A 6,020-nucleotide genomic window follows, 5' to 3' on the forward strand; every position below is an offset into this window, starting at 1 on the left:
TGGGCACTCACCCTTTCCCCACACCACGCTCTTCCGATCTTCCACGCGCCGGTCCAGCGCCTGCGTCGCGGCGCCGTCGCGCCACGATGCTTGCCGCAGCAGCCGCCCAAGCGCGTCGGCCTCGCCGCTCAGGCGCCAGGCGAGCAGGAGCGCGCCGCCCATGACGACGATCAGAAAGGCCATCGTGTTGAACTTGCGCATCGCGGTCAGAACTGGAAATAGAGAAACGGGACCACGGTGCGTCCTTGCAGCACGCACACCGAGACCAGCCACAGCGGCACCGCCAGATAGCGCAGCAGCGCATGGCCGCGCGCGTGCCCCGCCGGCCAGGCGGCGGGCAGATAGACGAGCGCGATGCCGCCCAGCAGACAGGCGAGCTGGTTGGGCCGCAGCGCGGCGGCGAACGCGCTCGACATCGCCCAGCCATGCGCGCCGCCGAGCGCCGCCAGCATCGTCGACACTTCGCCCCAACTGTCGGCGCGAAACAGCAGCCAGCCCGCCATCACGAACAGCAGCGTGACGGCATGGCCCGCCCAGAACGGCAGCGCCGGCCCGCCGCGCGCGCGCCACAGCCGTTCGGCCGCGAGACCCGCGCCATGCCACAGGCCCCACACCATGAAGGTCCAGCTCGCGCCATGCCACAGGCCGCCGAGCGCCATCGTAACCAGCAGATTCACGCAGCCGCGCGGCAGGCTTTGGCGACTGCCACCGAGCGGAATGTACAGATAGTCGCGCAGCCAGCTCGACAGGCTGATATGCCAGCGCCGCCAGAACGCCGAGAGCGAGCCGGCCAGATAAGGCGCGTCGAAATTCTCGGGAAAGCGCAGGCCCACCATCAGGCCGAGGCCGATCGCCATGCTGCTGTAGGCGCAGAAGTCGAAATACAGCTGCAACGCATAGGCGAGCACCGTCAGCGCGGCGTCGGCCGCGCTCGGCGACGTCAGCTGATAACCGCTCGTCACGAGCGGCGCCAGCGTGTCCGCGAGCAGGATCTTCTGCGCGAAGCCGAGCATGAACCGCTCGACGCCGACCGCGAACTCCGCGGCGTGAAACGCGCGCCGGCGCAACCGCTCGGCCACCCATTCGTAGCGGACGACGGGTCCCGCCACGAGGTGGCCGAACATCGACTGATAGGTCGCATAGCTAACGAAGCTCGGCTCGGCGGCGACGGTGCCGCGATAGACATCGACCGCATACGAAATCGCGCCGAACACGAAGAACGAGAGCCCGATCGGCAGCACGACGGCCTGCCATGCGCCGGTCGGCACGCCGATCGAGCGTGCCGTGTCATGCAGCAGGTTCGCGTACTTGAACCAGACGAGCGCGAGCAGCGGCCACGCGATGCCGGCGAGCAGCGCCCAGCGCCGTTGCCGTGCCCCGGCGCGCTGTATCAGCAAACCCGTGCCCCACGACCAGAGCGCGATCGAGACGATCAGCGGCAGGAAGTCGGGACGCCACCACGCATAGAAAATCCAGCTGAATCCGAGCAGCGTCAGATTGCGCCAGCGCGCACCGACGAGCGCATAGGCCAGCAGGAAGAGCGGCAGGAAAACGAACAGGAAGCTGATGCTCGCGAAGACCATAGGCGTGCGGGCCGGCGCTCAGTGGCCGGCCGAGTACGGCTCGGTGGCGTCGGTCTGGATCACGAGGCGCGGCGCGGCGGCCGCGCCGAGCAGAAACACGCTCGCATGATCGCCCGACTTCAGCGTGGGCAGCGCCACCGGCGCCGTGCTTCCGCTCGCCTCGCAGCGCCCTTGCAGCCGAGCCTGCACGGGATTGATGACGCGCTTGCGGGTGTCGCCGCTCGTCACGCGATCGAACACCGTCGCGCCGTTCTCGATCGCGAGCGCGCCGTTGCAGTCCGGCGCGAGGTTGTAGAAGCGCAGTTCCGCCTTCAGGTCGTCGCGCCCGTCGCTGGCGTCGGCGATCAGCTTCGGCTGGCCCGCCGCCGTCAGCACCACCGTGTTGAAGGTGCCCGGCTTGACGTCGAAGCGCCCGAGCGCGTGCCCGTCGGCCTTGATCTCGACGCCGGCGGCGGCATCGACGACCCGGTAATCGGTGCTCACCCTGCGCTTCGGATCGAGCGTGTCGCGCTTGCCCGCGAACTCGACGCTGACGGCCTTCGCCGACGGATTCACCACGCGCAGGTAGCTGGAGCCGGCCGGCGCCTGCGGCGCATAGAGCCGCGCGATCTCCTGGGCGGACGCGGCCGGCCCCCAGGCCAGCGCGAGTGCGCCCGCGAAAAGCGCCGCGGCCATGACGGCCATAGCGGCGCCAGTCTTCGGGCAGCGTGCGCCCGCGGACAATGTAGGGTTCTTGACCATCATCGAGTTATCCCCGTTTCGTTCAGTAGTTGAAGACGCTGCGAATGAACCAGCCCTTCGCGCGTTCGTCGCCGGCCACGCGCAGGCGGTATTGCACCGACAGGTCCAGGTACGAGCGCGGCGCATGATAGCGGTCCTCGCGCAGCCAGGTGCGCAGGTTGAGGCCGACGCCCACGCCGACGGCCCACGGTCTCGTGTAGACGTTGTTGTAGTCCGCCGCGGCCACGGCGTGCGGCGTCAGCATCGTGTGGCCGAGCCACGTATCGGGCAGGCGGAAGCTGCGGCCCGCGTCGAGTTCCGACGTGAGGTAGCGCGTGTTCGCCACGAGGTAGTAGCCGGTCTCGGCATAGAGCTGGACGTTGTTCCAGCTCGGCTTGTCGACGCGCAGGTCGCCGCCCGTGCCCCACGAGTAGCCGAGCCGCGCGAGCCAGTCGCTTTGCGCCGCCGAGCCGATCGCCTGCTGCCGCTCGAAGGCGGCCACGATGTTTTGCGAGGCAAACGGCTTCCAGCGCACGCCGAAGGCGGAGAGCAGGCTCGGCCAGCCGGTCGGCGAGGTGCCGGTGAAGCTGTCGCCCGTCACCGTGTCGGTGGACGTGGTCGGCGCGCTATACGGCGTGCCGATGAGCCGCGCATAGAGATCGACCCAGGTGCCGTTGCGCTCGAGCGCGGCCGGCCGCCACCAGGCCTCGGCGCCGATCTGCAGGTTGTCGCCGACCAGCGCCGACTGGTTCTGGCCCGCCTGCATGTTGTTGCTGCCGCGATAGGTCAGCGCCACATAGGCGCCCCAGCGGCGCTCCAGCTCGGACACCGCGCGGCGCGTCTCGTAGAGGCTTTGCGGCGTGAGGTCGAGCGCGCCGGCATCGGCGGCGTCGATGGCGCGCCGGAAATAGCCGGCCGCGAGCGGACGCTGGTCGGCATTGACGGCCGTGAAGGCCGCATCGCGCAGCGCCGTTGCGGGCAGCTTGCCGGCCGCGTCGAGCGCGCCGAACGCCTGGGCCGCTTGGGAGGACGCGCCCGACACCGCGAGCAGATACGCGTAGTCCAGTTCGGGCGCGGCATCCTTCAGCGCCGCGCGCGCCTGCTTCGCCTCGTCGTGGCGGCCGGCCGCGTCGAGCGCGTCGGCCAGCACGCGCCGGTACATGTCGCGCTTCGGCGCGGCAGCGACCAGTTGGCGCGCGAGCGTCAAAGCCGTCGCGTCGTCGCCCTTTGCGAGCGCCGCGAAAATGACCGGGACCATCGCGTCGGCCGCATTGTCGGCGGGACGCGCGGTACACACCGTGCCGTAAGGCGTGAGCCGGCAATCGAGGAACGGCGCCTGCAACCGCGGGCGGTCCGCGCGATGCCGGTAGTACGCGATCAGGCTGCGCCGCCAGGCCGCTTCGGCGTCGCCGGCCGGCAGCGGCTGCAACACGCCGCTGGCGAACGCCGCATCGCCCTCGGCCAGCGCCGCATCGGCGACGTAGAGCCGGACGTTGCGCAGATCGTCGTCGCCGAGTGCATCGTTCTTGACGGCTTTCGTGTAGTCGTCGCGCGCTGCGCGGTAGTGGCCCTGCATCTGGCGCAAGTGGCCGCGCAGCAGCAGCGGCACCGCGTCCTCGTCGTCGACCTGGATCGCCGCGCTCGCGGCGGCTTCCGCTTCGGCGTAACGCTGCTCGCGCGTCAACGCGTCGATCAGCAGGAGCCGGTAGGACATTACATCGGGCGCATTCGCAATCGCCTCGGCGATCGCTTTTTCCGCCCGTTGGGGATCGTTGTCGGCCAGCGCGGCGTAGGCTTCGCGCGCGGGCTCCTGCGCAAGCTGGCGGCGCACGGCGTCGCGCCGGCCTTCCAGTTCCCGGTCGGGTCCACCGACCTGCAGGGCCGCGTCGAACAGGCCGAGCGCCTCGCGCGGATGGGCGTTCGCGGCGGCGCGATAGGCCGCCTCGGCCAGCGTTCTTGCCGGCTTTTCCGGCGCGATCGGCGAGCACGCTGGTTCGGTGCCGTTGACTTCGCAATGCAGAAGCGGCGGTTCGAGCGCGGGCCGCGCGGACGCGTCTCCTGTTGCGAGCCATTGCGCGAACCGGCGCCATTGCTGCGCCTCGGCATCGCTGTCGGGAAACGCTTCGAGAACCTTGAGCGCGGCAGCCGTGTCGCCGGCGCTCAGTTCGGCGCGGGCCACGAGCAGACGCAGCGCGCGCAGTTGCTCAGCGCCGTGCGAGTCGTCCACCACGTCCGTCAGGTCCGCCACGCTCGCCAGCGCCTCGTCGTAGTCCGCCCGCGCTTCGTCGTAACGGCCGTCACGCTGCAGCAGATAGCCATGCTGCAGATGGATCATCGAAGCCGCAGCGCCGGCGCTCGCCAGCGCGTCGCGGCTTACGCGCGAGGCCGCCGCGTCGTCGCGCAGGCGCAGCAGCAAGTCGATCTGCAACAGCCGGTATGACGACGCGCCCGGTGCCAACTCCACAGCGTCGCCAGCGGCGCGCGAGGCACCCGCCACGTCGCCGCTCGCAAGCAGATCGAGCGCGCGAGCCGCAAGATCGACGGCGCGCCGAGGTTCCGTCTTGCCGGGCGCGGCGGGACGGGCGCGGCCGGTGGCCTCGCCCGATGCGACGCGCGGCTGGACTCGCCGCGCTTTCCGCGCGGCCTCGGCCTGCGCGAGCAGCGTGTGCAGCCGCGCCACGTCCGGACGCAGGCGGACCGCTTCGCGAGCGTCGCGTGCCGCCGCATCATAGTCGCCGCGCGCGTATTCGTCGTAAGCCTGCTGCGCGATCCGATAGGCGCTGCCCGCGAGCGGCAGCGGCAAGGTCTCGTCGGCGCGGGACTCCGCGCATGCCGCGAACAGCGCGGCGCACAGGATGGAAACAGCCGTTGGTCGAGGAAAGCGCACGATCACTTCAGCACGCTCTCCACCAGTTCGGGCGACACATAGTGAGGTCCGTCGAAGACATAAGTACGAAAACCGCGATAGGCCGCCAATTGAGGCTTGAGCTCGGCGGCCGTCGCGGCGCGAAAAGGACGGCCCACGTCGGGCCGGAACGCTTCGGCGATGATCCGCACGCGGGCCGCGCCGAGCCTGGCCGCCAGCGCGTCGGCATAGTCGCGGGCCACGCGGGGTTCGCGGGCATACACACCGACACCGTCCTGGAACAGCACGCCGACGTCGGGCGGCAGCCAGCTGTCGAGCCAGGCCGCGAGCGCCGGGCCGCCGATGTTCGAGCGGTCGTAGACGCTGATCCACAACGGCCTCGGCAAACGCATCAGCAACGGCGCGAGTTGTGGCGCGTCGCGCCAGCCCGGATCGACTTCGACCGGGAAGTACCAGCCCTCGACGTGCAGCGGCGGCACGGCGGCGGCGAGCTTCAGCGATTGCTCCGCGAGTTCCGCCGCTTCGGCGCGCGCCGCGCGCTCGTCGAAGCGGCCCGCGAGGCCGACCAGCACATGGCTCGCCCACGGTTCGCGCGCGATGCGCGGCCAGTCGGGCAGGCTCGGCGCTTCGCGCAAACCGGTGCCGCCGACGAAGGCCGTGTCGTCCACCGCGGTCCACTGGATCAGCAGATCGGTGACCCCCAGCCGTTCCCAGTCGCCGTGCGGGTTCACGTGCGCGTTGTCGGGCTGCCACGCGATGCCGTCGGCAGAGACGGCGCGCGGGGCGCCGCAGGCGGCGTGGAGGGAGGCGACGCGCACGGCGGCTGCGGCCGAGACAGGGCGCGGGCGCAG

5 protein-coding genes are annotated in these 6,020 nt (G+C 70.8%); all 5 read right to left on the reverse strand.

Annotation, left to right across the window (positions count from 1 at the left end; translation table 11 throughout):
- Positions 1–201, reverse strand: a 201-nt coding sequence (locus tag G3N58_RS33210) for a hypothetical protein (protein WP_206001301.1), incomplete at its 3' end; no start/stop codon positions are given.
- A 5-nt stretch (positions 202–206) separates the two neighbouring features.
- The gene (locus G3N58_RS33215; protein ID WP_206001302.1) at positions 207–1,583 is read right to left on the reverse strand and encodes an MBOAT family protein; all 1,377 of its coding nucleotides are present in this window, start codon (positions 1,581–1,583) and stop codon (positions 207–209) included.
- An 18-nt stretch (positions 1,584–1,601) separates the two neighbouring features.
- Positions 1,602–2,267: an alginate O-acetyltransferase AlgF gene (locus G3N58_RS33220; RefSeq protein ID WP_206001303.1), complete on the reverse strand. Its 666-nt coding sequence runs from the start codon at positions 2,265–2,267 to the stop codon at positions 1,602–1,604.
- 79 nt (positions 2,268–2,346) lie between these two features.
- The gene (locus tag G3N58_RS34655; protein ID WP_206001304.1) at positions 2,347–5,190 is read right to left on the reverse strand and encodes a bacteriophage N4 adsorption protein A; all 2,844 of its coding nucleotides are present in this window, start codon (positions 5,188–5,190) and stop codon (positions 2,347–2,349) included.
- A 2-nt stretch (positions 5,191–5,192) separates the two neighbouring features.
- Positions 5,193–5,987 (reverse strand): hypothetical protein, encoded by a 795-nt coding sequence (locus G3N58_RS33230; protein WP_206001305.1) that lies wholly within the window; start codon positions 5,985–5,987, stop codon positions 5,193–5,195.
- Positions 5,988–6,020 lie beyond the last annotated feature (33 nt).

Source organism: Paraburkholderia sp. Ac-20342, from assembly GCF_017104985.1.
Taxonomy (GTDB): domain Bacteria; phylum Pseudomonadota; class Gammaproteobacteria; order Burkholderiales; family Burkholderiaceae; genus Paraburkholderia.

Coding starts and splice junctions, on each gene's coding strand:
- G3N58_RS33215 (WP_206001302.1), bottom strand. CDS start 1,583: ATGGTCTTCGCGAGCATCAGCTTCCTGTTCGTTTTCCTGCCGCTCTTC.
- G3N58_RS33220 (WP_206001303.1), bottom strand. CDS start 2,267: ATGGCCGTCATGGCCGCGGCGCTTTTCGCGGGCGCACTCGCGCTGGCC.